Consider the following 17,986-nt stretch of genomic DNA (forward strand, 5'->3'; position numbering starts at 1 on the left):
CTACACGATCGATCCTTCGAGTTCCTGCACCTCTGACATCGGCCCGACGTCCACGTAGTGGGTCTCCCCCGAGTCGCCGGTTGGAAGGATACGGATGCGGTAGGACCGGTCGGGATCGACGTCGAAGATGACGGACCCGGTCTTCGAACTGCCGCCGAGCACCGTCGTCGTGGCGATCGATTCGACGTCGATCCGATCGTCGTCGTCGATCTTGGGTGACGCCTCGTCGTCGACGTAGCGAGTTTGCTCCTCGTTGCCGACGATGAACTCGTTTCGCGGGAACGAGATGGCGTCGCTCTGTGGGTTGCTGAGTTCCAACACGACGATCAGGAACGTGCCGTCGGCGGTCGAACTGTTCGCACTGCCGCCGACCTCGTCAGCCCGGAAGAAGTTCGTGATCCGGTAGCCGATTTCGCTCCCGTCGGTGCCGACGGTGAACGACTCGTCGAGAGAGTGTGTCGGCGCGGACGGTTCGGGCGTCGCCGTCGCCGTCGACTCGGGCGTGTCCGTCGCCGTCCCCGTCGGCGTCGCCGTCGAGGTGGGAGTCACCGTCCCCGTCGGCGTCGCCGTCGAGGTGGGAGTCACCGTCCCCGTCGGCGTCGCCGTCGTCGTCCCCGTCGGCGTCGATCCGCCACCGCCACCGCCGCCACACCCCGCGAGCAGCCCCGAAACGATCGTCCCACAGACGGTGAGTACCCTGCGACGTTCCATACGGAACATCTCTCGCGTCCGGATAAAGAATGTGTCGGATAGCCTACCGAACGCGGCGGCGAAACCGAAACCGGTTGACCGAACGACAGGACACCGAAGGGGTGTTATCCGTCCGGGTCGTAGCCGGCGGCAATGGGAGTCCAGGAATCGTATCCGATCGACGTAGAGGCCATCCGGGCCGACTTCCCCATCCTCGACCGGACGGTCGGGGGGGACGTGGAGACGCCCGGAGAGGGTCCCGACGACGACACGCCGCTGTACTATCTCGACAACGCCGCGACGAGTCACACGCCGGACCAAGTGATCGACACCATCGCCGACTACTACCGTGGCTACAACGCCAACGTCCACCGCGGCATCCACCAGTTGAGTCAGGAGGCCTCGGTCGCCTACGAGGAGGCCCACGACACGGTGGCCGACTTCGTCGGAGCCGCGGGACGGGAAGAGGTCGTCTTCACCAAGAACACCACCGAAGCCGAGAACCTCGTCGCCTACGCCTGGGGACTCGCTGAACTCGGCCCCGGCGACGCCGTCGTCCTCAGCGAGATGGAACACCACGCGTCGCTCGTGACGTGGCAACAGATCGCGAAGCGGACCGGCGCGGAGGTGCGGTACATCGCCGTCGACGACGACGGCTACCTCGACATGGATCACGCCGCCGACCTGATCGACGACGACGTCGAGATGGTGTCCGTGGTCCACGTCTCGAACACGCTGGGGACCGTGAATCCGGTCGCCGACCTGGCCGACCTGGCCCACGACCACGACGCCTTGATCTTCGTCGACGGCGCCCAATCCGCGCCGACTCGCCCCGTCGACGTGAAAGCGATGGACGCCGACTTCTTCGCGTTCTCGGGGCACAAGATGTGTGGGCCGACCGGCATCGGCGCGCTCTACGGGAAAGAGGGGATCTTGGAGTCGATGCAGCCGTATCTCTACGGCGGCGACATGATCCGTCGGGTAACTTTCGACGACGCGACGTGGGAGGACCTCCCCTGGAAGTTCGAGGCCGGCACCCCCTCCATCTCGCAGGGCGTCGCCTTCGCCGCCGCGATCGACTACCTCGAAGAGATCGGGATGGAGACGGTCCAGGCCCACGAGGAACTCCTCGCGGAGTACGCCTACGACCGCCTGACGGAGTTCGACGACGTGACGGTCTACGGCCCGCCGGGTGACGACCGGGGCGGCCTCGTCGCGTTCAACGTGGACGGCGTCCACGCCCACGACCTCTCCAGTATCGTCAACGATCACGGCGTCGCCATCCGGGCGGGCGACCACTGCACCCAGCCCCTGCACGACAAGCTCGGGGTCGCCGCCTCCGCGCGGGCCTCCTTCTACGTCTACAACACTCGCGAGGAGATCGACGCCCTGATCGATGCGGTCGCCGAGGCGCGCGAACTGTTCGCGTAGCGCAGGCCGCGCTCTTTTCGCTCACGAGCCGTCGGCTCCACACGTAGCGTCGAAAAAATCGGGGTCGATCGGTCGGGCGATGCGGTGCAGCGACGGGTCGGAGTGGGTGGGCTGTGGCCTACCTCACATCGCGCCGCCCATGCCGCCCATGCCGCCCATACCGCCCATGCCGCCGCCCATGCCGCCGCCGGGGCCGCCGGGGGCGTCGTCGCCGTCGTCGTCGCTGCCGCCGCCCTTGAGGTCGCCGGCCGCGATGACGTCGTCGATGCGGAGGATCATGACGGCCGCCTCGGTGGCGGACTCGATGGCCTGAGTCTTCACGCGGAGGGGTTCGACGACGCCCTCCTCCTCCATGTCGATGATGTCGCCAGTGTAGGCGTCCAGCCCGGCCGAGAGGTCGCCACCGTCGTGCTGGGCACGCAGGTCGACCAGCGAGTCGATGGGGTCGAGACCCGCGTTCTCGGCGAGCGTGCGCGGGATGACGTCGAGCGCCTCGGCGAAGGCCTCGACTGCGAGCTGTTCGCGCCCCCCGACGGAGTCGGCGTAGTCGCGCAGGGCGAGGGCGAGTTCCGCCTCGGGTGCGCCGCCGCCGGGCAGAACCTTCCCGTCCTGGAGCGTCGTGCGGACGACGCCGAGCGAGTCCTCAACGGCTCGCTCGACCTCGTCGACGACGTGTTCGGTCCCGCCGCGGAGGACGAGCGTGACGGACTTGGCGTCGGGGGTGTCCTCGACGAAGATGCGCTCGTCGCCGCCGATGTCCTTCTGGGCGACCGAGCCGGCGAAGCCGAGGTCGTCCTCGGTGATGTCGTCGACGGAACCGACGACCGTCCCGCCCGTCGACCGGGCGAGGCTCGAGAGGTCGCTGTCTTTCGCACGGCGGACGGCGAGGATGCCCTCCTGTGCGAGGTAATGCTGGGCCATGTCGTCGATGCCGCTGCCGACGAAGACGACGTCGGCGCCGACGTCGACCAGCTTGTCGACCATCTCTCGGAGCTGCTTCTCCTCCTGGTCGAGGAACTGCTGGAGCTGGTCGGGGTCGGTGACGTTGACCTCGGCGTCGATCTCGGTCTCCTTGACCTCGAGTTCGCCGTCGATCAGCGCGACGTTGGCGTCCTCGACCGCGTAGGGCATGCTGTCGCTGACGCGTTCCTTGTCGACGATGACGCCCTCGATGAGCTCGGAGTTGCCGATGGAGCCGCCGACGACCTTCTCGATCGAGACGTTGTCGGTGTCGACGGCGCCGTCGTCGTCACGCACGGCGAGCACGGCGTCGACCAGCAGGTCGGCGAGTTCGTCCTTGGCGCTTTCCGCACCCTTGCCGGTCATCGCCGTGGAGGCGATCTTGACGAGCGTCTCGCGGTCGTCCGCGGAGACGTCGATGGCGTTGTCCTCGAGGATCTCCTTGGCCTTCTCCGCGGCCCGGCGGTACCCCTGGGCCAGCGTCGTCGGGTGGATGTCCTGATCGATGAGCTCCTCGGCCTCGTCGAGGAGTTCGCCCGCGATAACGACGGCCGTCGTGGTCCCGTCCCCGACCTCGTCCTCCTGGGTCTCCGAGACCTCGACGATCATGTTCGCCGCGGGGTGGTCGATGTCCATCTCCTTCAGGATCGTGACGCCGTCGTTCGTGACGACGACGCTCCCGCCGGAGTCGACCAGCATCTTGTCCATGCCCTTCGGACCGAGTGTGGTCCGTACGGCCTCCGCGACGGCCTTGCCGGCCGTGATGTTCATCGTCTGGGCGTCCTTGCCCTGCGTGCGCTGGGAGTCCTCGCCGAGAATGATCATCGGCTGTCCTTGCTGCATTCGCTGAGACATAATCAACCTTTGATTGATTGTGATTCTATAAAAATGTTGCGTTCCACGGTGTGCGACATCGTGTCGCAGTCACGCGATTATCGGAATCGGCTGGCGGTAGCTACTCGGGGGAATATCGTTACTCGTTACCGTGGGTCGGGGGACGACGGGGGGTCAGTTCGAGGGCTGGAGGTCGGCGCCGCGGGAGAGTTCGTTGTGCTTGCGCTCGAGGAAGCCGTACACCGCACCGTGGGGCGCACCGTCGAGTAGCATCTCGGCGGCCCGGCGGACGGCTTGGACCTCCTCGGGTCCCCCGATGATGCCGAGGGTGGTGCCGTAGATGACCACCTCGGCCCCGGTGAGTTCTTCCATCAGTTCGCGGGTTCGGCCGTTCTCGCCGATGAGCCGGCCCTTCTGTCGCTGGAGGTCGTTCTTGTTACGGGTGGCGTCCTCGATGTCGATCAGATCGAACATCCGCATCTCGTCGTCGAGGAGGGAGAGCGCCGCGTCCGGCTTGAACCCGCGGCCGATGGCCCGCACGATGTCGGGCGCGACCATCGCGGTGACGGGATCACCCGTGGCGTCGATGGCGACGCTGCCGCTCTCGGAGTCGATGTCGAGGCGGACCTCGGCGCGGTCCTCGATCTCGCGCATGGTCTCGCCGCCCTCGCCGATGAGGACGCCGAGTCGGTCCTGCGGAACCTTCACGTGCTGCATACCGTGCGATACCGGTCGTAGCGGTTTAAGCGTTCGCGCTCGGTCCGGAGCGGCGTCGGCACGGCCGCCGGAACCCCACACGCGTCGCCTCGAACGCCGAGCATACCCGTCCGAGTCCGAGCCCCGAGTCGAGATGCCCGCCCGGATGGATGCCTACACGATCGACGAGTTCGGTGACCCGGACGTGTTCGAGCGGACGGTGCCCGAGATACCGGAGCCCGCCTCCGACGAGATCCGCGTCGACGTCGTCGCCTCCAACGTCAACCCGGTCGATTACAAGGTCCGCCGGGGTGATATCCCCGAGTTCGCGCCCGCCTTCCCGGCGACCCTCCACTGTGACGTGTCCGGCGTCGTCGACGCGACCGGCAACGACGTCGACGCCTTCGAGGTTGGCGACGAGGTGTACGGGATGCCCGGCGGCGTCGGCCGACAGGGCGCACTCGCCGACTGCGTCGTCGGCCACGCGGACACGTTCGCGTCGGCCCCCGAGTCGATCCCGCTCGAAGACAGCGCCGCGCTCCCCGTCGTCGCCCTGACCGCGTGGGAGACGCTCGCCGACAAGGCCACCGTCGACGTCGGCGACGACGTGGTGGTCTACGGCGCGACGGGCGGTGTCGGCCACGTCGGCGTCCAACTGGCCGACTGGTTCGGCGCGACCGTCACCGCGACGGCGTCGAGCGAGGAGAAACGCTCGCTCGCGCGGGACCTGGGGGCCGACGCCACGGTCGACTACACCCGGACCGGCGTCGAATCGTACGTCGACGAACACACGGACGGGACCGGCTTCGACGTGGTGTTCGATCCGGTCGGTGATGACCACCTCGACACGGCGTTCGAGGCGGTTCGCCCCTACGGATCGGTCGTCACGACCGAGCCCAGCGCGGCGGAAGACGTCGACCTCGCGCCGATGCACGCCACCTCGCTGGAACTCGGGGTCGTGCTCGTGATCCATCCGGTGCTTGCCGGTCGGGGGCAGGAGCGGATCGGCGAGGAACTGGAGACCATCGCGACGCTCGTCGACAAAGGGGCGGTCGCCCCACACATCGACGGACGGTACGCGTTCGACGAGGTTGCGGACGCCCACCGCCGCGCCGAGCGCGGCGACTTCGTCGGGAGACTGCTGCTCGTCGACGAGTGACGGCGGTCAGTCGTCGGCCGGTTCGGTCACGAACGCCCGGAGGTCGGCCGGGTCGACGTCGATCCCCTGCCGGGAGAAGAAGGCGGCCACGTTGCGACAGTCCCGGTCCAGGAAGTCGTCGGCGTTGGGGTGGTGGACCGTCGCCGCCTGCCCGAGGTCGATGACGACGAGTTCGCCGTCGTGGATGATGAGGTTGTACTCCGAGAGGTCGCCGTGGACGAGGCCGGCCCGGTAGAGCCGGCGCATGTACTCCCGGACCACCTCGAACGCCGTCTCGGGATTCTCGACGTTCACCTCCGCGAGGCGACGGGCACGCTCCTCGACCAACCCCACGAGTTCCATCACAAGGACGTTGCGCTCGACGGCGATGGGTCGCGGCACCCGGACGCCCGCCGACCGCGCACGCCGCAGGTTGGCGAACTCCTTTTTCGTCCACGCCAGCACCACCTTCTTCTTGTCCGAGCCGATCCCCTCGAACCGCGGGTCACCCTCGAGGTACTCCCGCATCTGCTGGAAGTTCGAGGCGTTGATGCGGTAGATCTTCACCGCCACGTCGCCCGCCTCGCCCAGCGCCTCGTAGACGTTGGCCTCCTTCCCCGTCGAGATGGGGCCGCCGAAGGCCTCGATGTGACCGTCCTGAACGAGTTTGTAGATGGCCGCGAAGGTGGCGTCGTCGAACACCGACTGCTCGACTTTGAACTGGTCGGCGTCCTTCAGGCGCTTGCGGAACTCGGCGAACTCGCGGTCGCGCTTCCTGGCGATCCGGTCCGCCTCGGTGTCGGAGACGTCGATCTCTTCCCACTCGTCGCCGAAGTCCTCACCCTCGCCCTCCTCGGGGTTCAGCAGGCCGTACTCCTCGCGGTCACTCATTCACCGGAGGTACGTCGTCAGGGCGTAAAAGTCCCGCCGACTACTCGATGTGGCCTTCGCGTCGCAGTTGGTCCGCCTCCGCCTTCTCGTAGCGCCACTCGATGTCCGCCTTCTCGTCCTGCCAGTCCCACGGTTCGACGAGGACGACGTCGTCCTCGCGGATCCAGATGCGCTTTTGCATCCGACCCGGGATGCGGGCGGTGCGCTCGACGCCGTCGGCACACCGCACCTTCACTCGGTTGTCCCCAAGCATGTCCGTCACGACGGCGAACACCTCGTCGTCGTCGGGCATTCGGAGGTCCGTCCGCCCACCGTTCTCGTCCTCGCTCATGAGCGCGGGTTTGAGGTCACGAGAGTTAAACCCGCCGACGTGTCCTCGACGGTTAGGACCGCCACTCCCGCAGTTTCTCCCGACCCGGCGCGATGAGGTCGTCGAGGTAGGTCGCGAGCGCCCCCTTCGCGTCCGCGGGGTGCAACTCGCCCGACTCCAGATCCGCCGCCAGCGACTCGTAGTCGTCGTAGGACAGGTCGCCGCCGTACTCGTCGGGACGCTCGACGATGACCGTCTCGAACCGCGGGAAGACGTGGTACTCGAAGATCTGGAGCACCGGGTTCTCCCGCTCGCGCCCCGCTTCGTCGGGGTCGGGGTCCCTGGTCGGGGGACAGAACGCGCCGTTGACCTTCTCCTCGACCTCCGCGGTCGAATCCTCCATCGAGATGGAGACGCCCTCGCTCGCGGACATCTTGCCGACCCCCGTCTCGAGGTCGGCGATCAGCGGCGTGTGCAGGCAGGTCGGTGACTCCTCGCCGATCTTCGGGAGCGTGTCGCGGGCGAGCATGTGGACCTTGCGCTGTTCCATCCCGCCGACCGCGAGGTCGACGTCGAGGTAGACGATGTCGAGCGCCTGCATCAGCGGGTAGACGGCCTGGGAGACGGTGACCGAGTCACCACTCTTGATGTCGGCCATCGACCGCTCGGCCCGCGAGAGCGTCGTCTCCAACTCCAGGGCGTGGAGGTCGAGGACGTACTCGCGGTCGAACTGGAACTCCGAGCCGAGGACGAACTCCGTCCGCGCCTCGTCGAGGCCGTACGCGAGGAACTGCTCTTTCATCCGGTCGGCCGTCTCGCGAATCTCCTCGAAGGTGCCCTTGTCGTTGAGGTAGGCGTGGACGTCCGCGAGCAGGACCGTCACCTCGAAGCCGGCCTCCTGCAGGTCGATCAGTTTCGTCGCGGTGAGCATGTGGCCGATGTGGAGCACGCCCGAGGGCTCGTAGCCGACGTACGCGCGCTTGCCCTCGGGGGCCTCGGCCAACTCGCGCCCTTCCGCCTCGGTGACCACCTCGGACGCGTTCCGGGTGATTCGCTCGTAGACGTCCATACCCCTACGAACGAGGGCGCGAAAATATGACTTTGGCTTTTCAGTCGCCGCCACTCTCGGCGCGGTGCTCGCTGATGATCTGGTCGACCATCTCCGACGTTTGCTCCTTGGACCGCTCGTCGGCCCGGCACTCCCAGTCGGCGACGGCCGCCTCGACCTCGCTCTCGCGGGCGACCGCGAGTTCGTCCACCTCCTGGATCGTCACGTCGTCCGCGGGAGCGACGGGGATAGCGTGGTCGAACAGGACCTCGTCGGCGATCTCCGAGAGGTTGCCGTCCCGGAGGACGACCCGCGGGTCGGTCGCCACCAGCCGTTCGGCGGTCGAGCGACCAGCGCCGCTGGCGTCCCGGAGGTAGACCACGTCGCCGGACGCGAGGCCGTAGGCCTCCTCGGCGTCGTCGATGGCGTCGCGGGTGAACTGCTCGATTACCTTCACCGGGACGAGGTCCTTCCCCTCGGAGACGTCGGCGAAGTCGGAGTGATCGAGTTTCCACAGCGTCTTCAGGCGCTCCAGCTTGGCTTCGAGTTCGTCGGCCCGGTCTCGCTCCTCGTCGCGTTCCCGCTCCAACCGGGTCGTCTCGCGCTCCAGCCGGTTGATCTCGCGGCGCTCGCGGGCCTCGCGGCGCTCCTCGCGACGCGCCTCCGAGAGTTCCTCCTCGTACTCGGCGATGCGTTCGTCCTTCTCGGTTACCTCCGCTTCGAGGTCGGCGACCTGTCCCTCCAGTCGGTCGACCTGCCGTTCGAGGCGCTTGATGCGCCGTTCCTCCGGCGAGAGCTCCCGTGGCTCGTGAGTCGACTCTTCGCTCTCCTCGTCGTCGTCGGTCGACAACTCCTCGAGGACCGCCTCCACGGACGCCTCGCCGGTGACGACCCGGTCGATCACCTCGCCGCGGTCGAACTGGGGCGGGACCTTCCGGGTGATGCGGTCGAACTGGTCCTCGTAGTCGTCGAACGCGAACAGCGCGGCGGCGAGGGCGTCGCGTTCGTGGTCGTTGTCGTAGCTCAGGTCGCGGGTGCGGTGGAGCTTCTCGTCGACCGGCAGATCCGAGGCGGGTTCCCATCCCGCGGCGTCGAAGCTCCGGCGGAACTGCTCGACCGTCTCGGGCATCGGCTCCACGTCGGCCGCGACGACGACAGGCCGGCCGCGCTCGACCAACCACTCGATCACCCCCGCCGTGTCCGCGGTCCGCGTCGAGAGGACGTCGAGGACCTCGCCGTCGAGGGAGACGACGGCCGCCGCCGTGGTCGTCCCGGGGTCGATCCCCACGAGCACGCGGTCCCGGCGCTGGACTAGGGGTTCGAACTCGATGCCGTCGCGGCGCTCGCGCTCGATCTCGACGCGGGTGTCGCCGGACCGCGACCGGGAGACCGGGAGGTCGTCCGGCGCGGCCTCGACCGTGAACGTCGCGTTGGCGTAGCCGCCGTACTTCTCGGTCACCTCCCGTTCGTAGTCGAGGTTCGCCGAGTCGAGCGCCTCGCCCACCTCGCGGGCGCGCTTCTTGACGTTGCCGTGGATGCGCCGGGTGTAGCGGTCCTGGCTCCAGCCGCCCGACCCGGTCGAGCGCCCGCGAGACACCTTCACCGTGGTCGTGTCGGCGAAGGCCGTCACCTCGTGGCCGACGTTCGCGGCCGCGAGGCGGGCGGCGGCCTCGGCCTCCCGCATCGGGTCCTTGCCGTACGGGACGCCGTGTCGCGAGGCGACCCGCGAGAGCGGTTCCGGCCGCTCCGCGCCCGTCACCTGCACCAGACGCGTCGTGTCGGGGAGCCACCGGAGGAACCGCACCAGATCGTCGTGGTCGGTCGCGAGTTCGTAGACGTTGTCGGTGGCGACGATCGAGGGCTCTTCGCGCTCGATCAGCCGGCGGAGTTTCCGGTAGGAGACCACGTCCCGGTCGAAGTTCTCCCCGTCGTAGGCGACCGTCGCGTAGGAGGGTGCGTCACCGCGAACGTCGCCGCTCTGTACGTCGACGCCGAACACCAGCGCGTCGAGCGCACTCGTCCGGGCGTTCACGAGCGGAGGTTGGCAGCCGCGGAATAAATACTCCACGGCGAGTGCGAGGCCGAGGGACCGCAGGGAGCGAGGCCTCGAAGCGACACGGCGAGCGGAGCGAGCCGTGGAGCCGAGCCACGGAGCGCTGCGGTCCGAAGACCGACGGGAGCGAGGCCTCGAAGCGACACGGCGAGCGGAGCGAGCCGTGGAGCCGAGCCGCGGAGCGCGGGACTGGATCGACAGAGCGAGCGCCCTCAGTCGGCGTCCGGGAACGGAACCTCGACCGTCTGCCCGTCGCTGGCGACGAAACATTCGCCGTCGAAGGCCTCGCGGGCCTCGCGCTCCAGACGGTCGATCCGGCCGGCGTACCGGGAGGAGACGTGGGTCAACGCGAGCCGAGAGACGCCGGCGCGGGCGGCTACCTCGGCCGCCTCGCGGGCGGTCGAGTGGCCCGTGTGACGCGCCCGCTCCGCCTCGTCGTCGGCGAACGTTGCGTCGTGGATCAGGAGGTCGGCGTCCGCGGCGACGTCGACGACGGCGTCGACCGGGCGGGTGTCGCCGGTGTAGACGAACCGCCGCCCCGGTCGGGGGTCGCCCACCACTTGCTCGGGGTCGATCACCCGGCCGTCGTCGAGTTCGACCGACTCGCCGTCGTGGAGGCGGCCGAACTTCGGGCCGACGGGGACGCCGAGTTCCTCGGCGCCCTCGCGGTCGAACCGCCCCGGGCGGTCGTCCTCGATCAGTGCGTAGCCCATCGATCGGGTGCGGTGTTCCGTCTCGACGGTCCGCACGGAGAGGTCGGCGGCGTCGTAGGCGACGGAGCCGGGGGAAACCTCGTCGATGCGGACGGGGTAGCCGGGCTGGTGTCCGCCGGCGTGGACCAAGTCCGAGACGTGTTCGCGGGCGCGGGGCGGGACGTGAATGGCGAGCGGGTCGGTGCGGTCGTTGAAGTCGAGCGACTGGATCAAGCCCGGAATCCCGAGGATGTGATCGCCGTGGAGGTGCGTGACGAAGATGTGAGAGACGTCGAAGCCGGTCCCGAAACGCATCATCTGGCGCTGTGTCCCCTCGCCGCAGTCGAACAGGAAGCGCTCGCCCTCGCGGTTGACGAGGACGGCACTCGGGGCGCGCTGGGTCGTCGGGATGGCACCGCTCGTGCCGAGAAACGTCACGCGCATCGACATACCGACCGATCCGAGCGGCGACGATAAACCGGTGTCGGTGTCGCCGGGACCGAGATTTATGTCGGGATCGACCGTATCCTCGGACGTGAGCGGACACACAGACCGAGTCACGACGCTCGTCAGCCTGGCAGTCCTCGGGGTCGGCTTCGTCGCGATGGCACTGGACGTGACGGGGTTCTGGCTCGTCTGGGCCCTCGGCTTCGGCGTCGTCGTGCCCGCAGTCGCCGTGTTGCGGGGGCGGTCGGCGACGACCGACGGGGCCGGCGACGAGGTGGACGACGCGCTGGCGACGCTTCGGGAGCGGTACGCCCGCGGCGAACTCTCCGAGTCGGCGTTCGAGGCGAAGGTGGAGGCGTTGCTGGAGACGGAGACGCCGGAGACGGCCCGCGAGCCACCGGAGACGGCCCGCGAGCGACTCGACCGGGAGCGGGCGGGCGACACCGAGCGCGAGACATAGGGATTCTTACCCGGCGACCCGCTAGGGGGACACGATGGACGCCCCCCTGTGGACGGACGCCCACGCCCCCGCCATCGAGGACCTACCGCAGTCGTCGGTCCGCGACCGGCTCCGGCGTGCGGTCGACGAGCCGATGAACCTCGTCGTGCAGGGACCGCCCGGTGCGGGCAAGACCGCCGCCGTCCGGGCGCTCGCCGACGCGGCCCACGACGATGCGAACGACCTCGTGGAGATCAACGTCGCGGACTTCTTCGACCGGACCAAAAAAGAGATCCGGAAGGACCCACGCTTCGAGAGCTTCCTCACCGGTCGCTCCCGGATGGCGAAACGCGACATGATCAACCGCGTGCTGAAGGAGTCTGCGAGCTACGCGCCCGTCTCTGGCGAGTACAAGACCATCGTCCTCGACAACGCCGAGGCGATCCGAGAGGACTTCCAACAGGCGCTCCGGCGGGTGATGGAGCAACACCACCGCACGACCCAGTTCGTGATCGTCACCCGCCAGCCGTCGACGCTCATCGCGCCCGTCCGCTCGCGGTGTTTCCCGGTGCCGGTCCGGGCACCGACGGCCGACGAAATCGAGGCCGTCGTCGGTGACATCCTCGACGCCGAGGGGGTCGACTACGACGACGACGGTCTGGAGTTCGTCGCCGGCTACGCCAGCGGCGACCTCCGCCGGGGGATCCTCGGCACACAGACGACCGCCCAGCAAGCCGACGAGGTGACGATGAACACGGTCCACGAGACGCTGCAGGACGTCGGCCACGACGACGAACTGGACGCCGTGCTCGCGGCCGCGGAGACGGGCGACATCGTCGAGGCACGAAAGACGGTCGGGTCGCTGCTGGACGACGAGGGGTACGACGGCCAGTCGCTGCTCGCCGACCTGCTCTCGGCGGCCCGAAAGCGGTACGACGGCGACGACCTCGCGCGCCTCCACCGCCTCGCGGGCGAGGTCGACCTCGACCTGGTGACCGGGACGGACGACCGCCTCCACCTCGCACACCTGCTGTCGGCGTGGAGCGAGCGGAGAGTGGGAGCGTGACCGGGCTCGCACCCGGGGCACGGCGATTCGCCCTCCCGCCGCTGCTCGCCGCCGTCCCCCTCGCGGTCGTCGCGCCGCCGCTGGGTGCGGGGGCGCTCGCGCTCGGCCTCTTCGTCGTCTGGTTCTTTCGGGATCCCGAGCGGTCGCCGCCGCCGAACGGGGTCGTCGCGCCAGCCGACGGCCGCGTCTCCGTCGTCCGCCAGGAGGACGAACGCGTCCGGATCGGCGTGTTCATGAACGTCACCGACGTCCACGTCCTCCGGGCACCCATGGGTGGAACGGTCGAGTCGCGAACCCACCGACCGGGAGCACACCGACCCGCGTTCTCCAAGGAGTCGGACCGAAACGAGCGGGTCGAGGTGACGCTTGACTCGTGTGAGTTGTCGATGATCGCCGGGTGGTTCGCCCGTCGCATCTACCCGTACGTCGCGGCGGGCGACGAAGTTGGCCGCGGCGAGCGCGTCGGCCACATCGCCTTCGGGAGCCGGGCGGACGTACTCCTCCCGCCGGCGTACGACCGCGACGACCTGCTGGTGTCGGAGGGGGAGTCGGTCCGGGCCGGCGAGACGGTCGTGGCGCTGTCGTGACTACGCCAGCAGGAGGACGTGGCGCGTGAGCGACCGGTGAACCCGGCGTTCGAACGTCGCCTCGACGTCCCACCCCGCGTCGTGGGCGGCCTCGCGCCACGAGCGGTCACCGACGACGACGGCCCGCGGGGAGAGTCGCCGGGCCTCCGCGAGCGCGCCGCCGACGAGGTCGGCCAGGTCGTGGCGTGCTATCTTCGACTGGCGGCCGTAGGGGGCGTCGAAGACGACGCCGTCGACCGCGCCGTCGGCGAGGGGGAGTCGCGTCGCGTCGCCACGCAGGAGAGCGTAGTCGCCGTCGAGATAGGTTCGGAGGTTCTCGCCGGCCCCGTGGACCATCTTTCGCTGGGCGTCGACGCCGACGGGACGAGCCCCGACCAGTCCCGCCTCGATCAGGGTGCCCCCGGTCCCGCACATCGGGTCGAGGATCGTTCGCCCGGGGGCTGCGCCGGCGAGGTTGGCGAGTGCCCGGGCGTCGAGAGGGGCCATGCTCCCCGGCTGGAAGAAGGGGCGGTCGGTCGGTCGGCGGTCGCCGTAGTCTCGGACGCTCTCGGCGGCCAGCCAGCCGACGAGACAGGTGTCCGCCGAGAAGCACGCACGGAGCTCGTGGTCCGGGTCGTCGAGATCGACGGCGAACCCGCGGTCGACGAGCGCCGACCCCAGTTCCCGCTCGGCGCGCCGGGTGTCGATCCCGGCGGTCGAGCGCACGTCGCGGGCGCGGACGGCGACACTCCCGGAACGGTCGAGGTCGGCCGCGGCGACCACCGCCCGGGCGGCCGGAACGCTCGCCTCGCATCGCCCGACCAGATGGGTCATCCGATGAGTGTACGCGAGCGTCCGGAGACGGTCGGCGTCGACGCCGCGAGCGGTCGCGAGACCGGGAGCGACTACGTCGACGGCCGTCGCCGCACACGCCGCCTCCCGGGCCGCGAAGGCGTCGTCCTCGCCGGCGAGTTCGAGACCGTACACGCCGCATCCTCGGCGGGCCGACGCCATGAGGATGTCGGAGCCGACCTATCAGTGCATCGCACCAACCTTTTTAAACCTTAAATACGACACTTAAGTCGACACATGACGGATCCCAAGGGGACGATCAACATCGAGAACGTGGTGGCTTCCACCGGCATCGGGCAGGAACTCGACCTCCAGAGCGTCGCGATGGACCTGGAGGGAGCGGACTACGATCCCGAACAGTTCCCCGGACTCGTCTACCGGACCCAGGACCCCAAGTCCGCGGCGCTGATCTTCCGGTCGGGAAAGATCGTCTGCACCGGTGCGAAGTCGACCGCGGACGTCCACGAGAGCCTCCATATCGTCTTCGACGAACTCCGTGACCTGCAGATCCCCGTCGACGACGACCCGGAGATCACCGTCCAGAACATCGTCACAAGCGCGGATTTGGGTCGAAACCTCAACCTGAACGCCATCGCCATCGGCCTCGGACTGGAGAACATCGAGTACGAACCCGAACAGTTCCCCGGTCTCGTCTACCGCCTCGACGAGCCCGACGTGGTGGCGTTGCTCTTTGGCTCCGGCAAACTCGTCATCACGGGTGGGAAACAACCCGAGGACGCCGAGGAGGCCGTCGACGTCATCATCACCCGACTCGAAGAACTGGGTCTGCTCGGGTAGCGGGTCGGCCGACCGATGGTCCCGCTCCAAGTCGAGTCGGCGACACCCCTCGCCGTCGCTGGCACCGCCGCGCTGTTCGCGCTGTTCCTGTCGGTGACCGCCCACCTCGCCGCACGGAACGTCCTCGGCGACGTGCCGGTCCGGAACGCCTTCGTCGTCGGACCCCTCCCCGCGGCCATCGCCGTCGTCGCCGCGGCGCTCGAACTCCCCTCGATTCCCGCTGTCGTCGTCGCCGTCGCCGTCGACGCGACGCTCGTCCGCTTCGTCTACGGCCTCGACCGACGCCTGACCGCCGGGGTCACCGTCGTCCACGCCGTCGTCAGTGTCATCCTCGGGAGCGTCATCTTCAGCCTCTACGTCCTCGTCCTCTCGGCACCGGGCTAGTCGGCCGCCCGGACGACGCCCCGGACGCTCCGGAGCGAGAGCGTCGCGATCACACAGCCGACACCGAGCGCGACGCCGAGCGTCGCCGCCCCGACGTCGCCGAGGAGCAACCCCCCAGCGTACGTCAGGAGGCCGAGGGTGGCCCCCGCCGTGAGCAGGCCGTCGAGTGCGTCGATCGGTGACTCGAGCGACGGCAGCGGGTCCGCGGTGGCGGAGCTCATACCGTGTGGTTCGGTCTCGAGGCACACGTAATTTGTGTATACATTCATTATGTTTTTCATCTATAATTACGTCCGAGCCACGAGCGACGCGACACACCGGGGTTGATGTGTGACGACACGGAATCGGTAGACGAATGGCTGGGACACTCGTTCAGGCGCTGTCGTATACGGCGCTAGCCGTCGTCGCCGCGATGGTCGGCGGCGTCGTCGCGGTGTATCGCGCGCCGGGGCCACAGATGGAGAGCAACGTCCAACACTTCGCGGCGGGCGTCGTCACCGCCGCCGTCGCGGCCGAACTGTTGCCGAACGTCCACGAGCGCGCGCCGACGGTGGTGGTCGTCGGCTTCGCCGTCGGCGTCGCGGCGATGCTCGGCGTCCACCGCCTCAGCAAACTCCTGGAGAAGCGCAACTTCGGGGGGAGCTTCGCCGGCGCGGCCGGCCTCCTCATCGTCGTCAGCATCGACATGCTCATCGACGGGGTACTCATCGGCGTCACCTTCCTCGCGGAGCCGTCGACGGGGGTCATCATCGCCGTGGCGCTGGCCATCGAGGTGTTGTTCCTCGGCGTCACGGGCGTCGTCGTCCTGCCGGAAGACATGAGCACGCCCCGAAAGCTCGCGGTCCCGGCGGCCTTTGGCCTCCTGCTGACGACTGGCGTCACCGTCGGCGTCCTCGCACTCGACGGCGTGACGGGTGCCCCCATAGCGCTCATCCTCGCCTTCGGCGCGGCGGCTCTACTGTATCTCGTCACCGAGGAACTGTTGGTCAAGGCACAGAAAGTGGCCGAAACGCCGACGTCGACGACGCTGTTTTTCGTCGGCTTCCTCTCGATTTTTCTGCTGGACATGCTGCACTGAGGTCGGGGCTACCGGTCGGACAGGCAACCGACGCGGGGCCCACCTCGACGGGGGCGTTCGAACCCGCGGCACTACTCCGAGCGGGATCCGCTCACCCGACGACGGCGAACAGCAGCAGGTTGTGGACGCCGGGGCCGAGTCCGACGGCGGCGACGAACCCGAGAAGGAGTCGGCCCTCGGTCGGCGCTTCACGCACCGTCTCCGCGAGGGCGACGACGACGGCCCCGGCGACGGCGAGTTTCACGAGGACGAACAGCCAGCCGCTCCCGACGAGCGGGGCGGTCGGGAGTCCGGCCGCGAACTCGATGACCAGTCGGGAGAGCGGCGTCCGCTCGCCGAACCCCAAGAGGTCGACGCCGACGGCCGTCGAGACGCCATCGAGGGCGTGGGCGGCGATAGCGAGGAGGCCGACCCGTCCCGTGACCGAGACGCCGGGGCGGGCCCGCCGGACCAGCACCCACGTCGCCGCGGTGACGACGGCCGCGACGACGAGGATGCCGAGGACGGGAGCGAGCGCGAGCGACCCCCTATCGGCGCCGACGGCGAGGGTCGCGGCGACGGCGGGGAGGACTGCGAGGCCGCCGACGATCCCGAGTCGTCGTGCGGTCCGAGCGGCCTCGCCTCGGTCGACGGCGAGCCACGTCGCTCCCGCGACGGTGGCGACGGTGAGGTACACGGACGGCGTTCCGGCCAGCGGGCGGACCGCGGCCGGGAGCGCCTCGACGACGTAGAGGACGTGCAGGGCGGAGCCGAGACCGATCCACGGGACGAGCGCGAGGACGGTCCGCTCGGTCACCGCCGGGCGTCGCCGGACGAGGAGCCAACCCACGGCGGCGAGGCCCACGAGAAGGGCCAGCAGGTAGGGCAGCGGCGGCAGGGCGAATCCCGCAGGGAGGATTGCCATGGGGGATGGGCGGTGGGTCGGCGGGAAAGCCTTACGCTCCGAGGGCGCGAGGGGCCGGTATGGAGCGCCACGAGTTCGCTGCCCGCGTCGACCACACCGTCCTCGGACCGGAGACGACGCCGGCGGACGCACGTCGAGTCGTCGCCGAGGCGGAGGCGTACGGCACGAACGCCTGTGTCCCACCGTGTTACGTCGCCGAGGTCGCAGACGACGCCGACGATGCCGGGGTGACGACCGTGACCGTGATCGGCTTCCCCCACGGTCAGCACGCCCCCGAGGTGAAACGCGAGGAGGCGGTCGCCGCCTGGCAGGACGGCGCGGACGAACTCGACGTCGTGGTGAACGTCGGCCGGTTGAAAGCCGGTGCGGGCGACGCCGTCGCCGACGAACTGGCCGAACTCGTGGCGGCGGTGCCGACGCCGGTGAAGGTGATCGTCGAGGCGCCGCTGCTCACCGACGGGGAGAAACGCCGGGCGGCGGAGGCGGCCATCGAAGCCGACGCCGACTACCTCAAGACCGGAACCGGCTTTTCGGGACCGGCGACGGTCGCGGACGTGGAACTGCTCGCGGAGTACCTCCCCGTGAAGGCCAGCGGCGGGATCGGTACGTACGCCGAGGCACGGTCGATGCTCGCGGCCGGGGCCGAACGGATCGGCGCGTCCGCCGGCGTCGCCCTCGTCGAGGGGTTCGACTCGGCGTAGTTCCGTCC

20 protein-coding genes are annotated in these 17,986 nt (G+C 69.1%); 9 read left to right on the forward strand and 11 right to left on the reverse strand.

The genetic code is table 11. The features are described 5' to 3' along the window. Positions 1–711 (reverse strand): DUF4352 domain-containing protein, encoded by a 711-nt coding sequence (locus NBT81_RS16730; RefSeq protein ID WP_338740030.1) that lies wholly within the window; start codon positions 709–711, stop codon positions 1–3. A gap of 132 nt (positions 712–843) precedes the next feature. Here NBT81_RS16730 and NBT81_RS16735 point away from each other — a divergent pair, with 132 nt between their 5' ends. Further along, positions 844–2,121, forward strand: a complete 1,278-nt coding sequence (locus NBT81_RS16735; protein WP_338740031.1) for a cysteine desulfurase — start codon at positions 844–846, stop codon at positions 2,119–2,121. Positions 2,122–2,244: 123 nt separating this feature from the next. Here the strand turns inward: NBT81_RS16735 and thsA are convergent, their stop codons facing one another. Both thsA and NBT81_RS16745 read right to left on the reverse strand, forming a co-directional pair. Beyond that, positions 2,245–3,906, reverse strand: a complete 1,662-nt coding sequence (thsA, locus tag NBT81_RS16740) for a thermosome subunit alpha (RefSeq protein WP_338742582.1) — start codon at positions 3,904–3,906, stop codon at positions 2,245–2,247. Positions 3,907–4,089: 183 nt separating this feature from the next. Then, entirely contained in the window at positions 4,090–4,632 is a 543-nt protein-coding gene (locus NBT81_RS16745) for a KH domain-containing protein (protein ID WP_338740032.1), read from the reverse strand. Positions 4,633–4,765: 133 nt separating this feature from the next. On the opposite strand from NBT81_RS16745, the gene NBT81_RS16750 reads away from it, so the two are divergent. Further along, on the forward strand, positions 4,766–5,770 hold the full coding sequence (locus tag NBT81_RS16750) for a zinc-binding dehydrogenase (RefSeq protein WP_338740033.1): 1,005 nt from the start codon (positions 4,766–4,768) through the stop codon (positions 5,768–5,770). Positions 5,771–5,776: 6 nt separating this feature from the next. Here NBT81_RS16750 and rio1 read toward each other — a convergent pair whose 3' ends face one another. The 5 genes from rio1 to rnz all read right to left on the reverse strand — a co-directional run bounded on the left by rio1 (position 5,777) and on the right by rnz (position 11,187). Continuing rightward, a complete protein-coding gene (gene rio1, locus NBT81_RS16755) occupies positions 5,777–6,640 on the reverse strand; it encodes a serine/threonine-protein kinase Rio1 (protein ID WP_338740035.1) in 864 nt (287 codons plus the stop codon). A 40-nt stretch (positions 6,641–6,680) separates the two neighbouring features. Next, complete coding sequence (gene eif1A, locus NBT81_RS16760; protein ID WP_338740036.1) at positions 6,681–6,971, reverse strand: translation initiation factor eIF-1A; 291 nt, start codon at positions 6,969–6,971, stop codon at positions 6,681–6,683. Positions 6,972–7,023: 52 nt separating this feature from the next. Continuing rightward, positions 7,024–8,019, reverse strand: coding sequence for a tyrosine--tRNA ligase (locus NBT81_RS16765; RefSeq protein WP_338740037.1), 996 nt, complete (start codon positions 8,017–8,019; stop codon positions 7,024–7,026). A gap of 40 nt (positions 8,020–8,059) precedes the next feature. After that, positions 8,060–10,030, reverse strand: coding sequence for a DUF460 domain-containing protein (locus NBT81_RS16770; RefSeq protein WP_338740038.1), 1,971 nt, complete (start codon positions 10,028–10,030; stop codon positions 8,060–8,062). A 233-nt stretch (positions 10,031–10,263) separates the two neighbouring features. Continuing rightward, entirely contained in the window at positions 10,264–11,187 is a 924-nt protein-coding gene (rnz, locus tag NBT81_RS16775; RefSeq protein WP_338742584.1) for a ribonuclease Z, read from the reverse strand. 91 nt (positions 11,188–11,278) lie between these two features. Between rnz and NBT81_RS16780 the strand changes: the two genes are divergently transcribed. From NBT81_RS16780 to NBT81_RS16790, 3 genes are read left to right on the forward strand one after another with little or no spacing between them, the layout of a single operon-like run. Next, entirely contained in the window at positions 11,279–11,650 is a 372-nt protein-coding gene (locus NBT81_RS16780; protein WP_338740039.1) for an SHOCT domain-containing protein, read from the forward strand. A 34-nt stretch (positions 11,651–11,684) separates the two neighbouring features. Further along, entirely contained in the window at positions 11,685–12,695 is a 1,011-nt protein-coding gene (locus tag NBT81_RS16785; RefSeq protein WP_338740040.1) for an AAA family ATPase, read from the forward strand. Beyond that, on the forward strand, positions 12,692–13,282 hold the full coding sequence (locus NBT81_RS16790; RefSeq protein WP_338740041.1) for a protein sorting system archaetidylserine decarboxylase: 591 nt from the start codon (positions 12,692–12,694) through the stop codon (positions 13,280–13,282). Before NBT81_RS16785 ends, NBT81_RS16790 begins: the two co-directional genes overlap by 4 nt. Here the strand turns inward: NBT81_RS16790 and NBT81_RS16795 are convergent, their stop codons facing one another. After that, positions 13,283–14,275, reverse strand: a complete 993-nt coding sequence (locus NBT81_RS16795; RefSeq protein ID WP_338740042.1) for a methyltransferase domain-containing protein — start codon at positions 14,273–14,275, stop codon at positions 13,283–13,285. Between the two features lie 75 nt (positions 14,276–14,350). On the opposite strand from NBT81_RS16795, the gene NBT81_RS16800 reads away from it, so the two are divergent. Together NBT81_RS16800 and NBT81_RS16805 are read left to right on the forward strand one after the other, a co-directional pair. Further along, positions 14,351–14,911, forward strand: coding sequence for a TATA-box-binding protein (locus NBT81_RS16800; RefSeq protein WP_338740044.1), 561 nt, complete (start codon positions 14,351–14,353; stop codon positions 14,909–14,911). A 15-nt stretch (positions 14,912–14,926) separates the two neighbouring features. Then, positions 14,927–15,295, forward strand: coding sequence for a DUF7473 family protein (locus NBT81_RS16805; protein WP_338740045.1), 369 nt, complete (start codon positions 14,927–14,929; stop codon positions 15,293–15,295). On the opposite strand, the gene NBT81_RS16810 is transcribed toward NBT81_RS16805, so the two are convergent. After that, positions 15,292–15,516 (reverse strand): hypothetical protein, encoded by a 225-nt coding sequence (locus tag NBT81_RS16810; protein WP_338740046.1) that lies wholly within the window; start codon positions 15,514–15,516, stop codon positions 15,292–15,294. The two genes, NBT81_RS16805 and NBT81_RS16810, sit on opposite strands and share 4 nt — an antisense overlap. A gap of 134 nt (positions 15,517–15,650) precedes the next feature. On the opposite strand from NBT81_RS16810, the gene NBT81_RS16815 reads away from it, so the two are divergent. After that, positions 15,651–16,373, forward strand: coding sequence for a hypothetical protein (locus tag NBT81_RS16815; RefSeq protein ID WP_338740048.1), 723 nt, complete (start codon positions 15,651–15,653; stop codon positions 16,371–16,373). Between the two features lie 91 nt (positions 16,374–16,464). Here NBT81_RS16815 and NBT81_RS16820 read toward each other — a convergent pair whose 3' ends face one another. Then, entirely contained in the window at positions 16,465–17,277 is an 813-nt protein-coding gene (locus NBT81_RS16820; protein WP_338740050.1) for a DUF63 family protein, read from the reverse strand. Between the two features lie 59 nt (positions 17,278–17,336). On the opposite strand from NBT81_RS16820, the gene deoC reads away from it, so the two are divergent. Continuing rightward, entirely contained in the window at positions 17,337–17,978 is a 642-nt protein-coding gene (deoC, locus tag NBT81_RS16825; protein ID WP_338740052.1) for a deoxyribose-phosphate aldolase, read from the forward strand. Positions 17,979–17,986: the final 8 nt, after the last annotated feature.

Origin of the sequence: Haloplanus sp. CK5-1 (assembly GCF_037201915.1) — an archaeon.
Taxonomy (GTDB): domain Archaea; phylum Halobacteriota; class Halobacteria; order Halobacteriales; family Haloferacaceae; genus Haloplanus; species Haloplanus salilacus.